General features: G+C 54.6%; 2 protein-coding genes. Both read left to right on the forward strand.

Annotated features, from left to right (window positions below; all coding sequences use genetic code 11):
• Window positions 1–412, forward strand: a 412-nt coding sequence (locus AWU77_RS02095; RefSeq protein WP_062058544.1) for a helix-turn-helix domain-containing protein, incomplete at its 5' end; no start/stop codon positions are given.
• Window positions 412–1,231: IS3 family transposase (locus AWU77_RS02100; RefSeq protein ID WP_193747472.1), on the forward strand; the 820-nt coding region annotated here is incomplete at its 3' end. The genes AWU77_RS02095 and AWU77_RS02100, both read left to right, overlap by 1 nt.

Genomic DNA, 1,231 nt, shown 5'->3' on the forward strand with positions numbered 1-1,231 from the left:
CTGGGTAAGCGCCTATCTGCTACATGGTGATGGGTCATTTGCAAGGCAGCAGGTTCATTACTCCGCTGAGTTCAAGCTGTCGGTACTGCGGTACATGTGGGACAATGCGACCACGATCAATCAGACGGCCGCAGTCTTTAACATTCCCCATCCCGACAGTGTTCGCACCTGGGCGAAACGTTACGACGAGGGTGGTAGCGAAGCACTCGGCCGCATTAAGCCAGCCGTATCAGAGATGCCAGCACGCATAACCCCACCCGACGACAGGCCAGTAGAAGAACTGACGCGCGAAGAACTGCTCAAGCGTGTGCAGTACCTGCAGATGGAGGTCGCCGTCCTAAAAAAGCTGGAAGCCTTGGCTCAAGCAAAGAAGGCAGCTGCGAAAGCAGCTGTGCCCAAAAAGCGCAAATAGTGCATGAGCTAAGGCAGTCGTTTCCGGTTGTGGGATTGCTGAAGGTTGTTGGCCTGGCCCGCAGTACGTTCTATGCCTGGGATGTGGCACGCAAGGTGCCGGATAAATACGCGCAAACCAAAGAGCTCATCAAGCAGGTCTACGACGAGCATAAGGGGCGCTATGGGTATCGTCGCATTGCCGATGCCCTGCGTGAGCACGGCGTCGAATTACACGCAAACACGATACTGCGCCTGATGGGTATGCTGAGCCTGAAGTCGATTCAGCGGGTCAGGCAATTCAAGACATTCCGAGGCAAAGTTGGTGTAGTCGCTCCTAACCTCCTGGAGCGCAACTTCGATGCCGAGGCACCGAACCAGAAATGGGCAACCGACGTCACCGAGTTCAAGGTAGGCAGTGAGAAACTCTATCTCTCGACCGTGAAAGACCTGTGTACGCGGGAGATCGTTGCGCATGAAATGAGCTTACGCCCAACGATGCAGCTGGTGGTTTCGATGCTCAAAAAAGCCTTAGCCACGCTCAGGCAAGGCGAGACGCCTACAATGCATTCCGACCAAGGTTGGCACTATCAGATGTCTGAGTACCGTAATCTGCTAAGCGACCATAACGTGGTGCAAAGCATGTCACGCAAGGGAAACTGTCTGGATAACGCCTCGATGGAAAGCTTCTTTGCCGTGCTCAAGACCGAGTGCTTCCACAGGCAGAGCTTTCCTGACGCGAAGGCGTTACGAGCCACGATCGATGAATACATCGGGTATTACAATACCAAACGCATCAGTACCGCCCTGGGCGGCTTGACCCCGCTTCAATGCAGGATCA

This window comes from Cellvibrio sp. OA-2007 (assembly GCF_000953825.1).
GTDB lineage: Bacteria > Pseudomonadota > Gammaproteobacteria > Pseudomonadales > Cellvibrionaceae > Cellvibrio.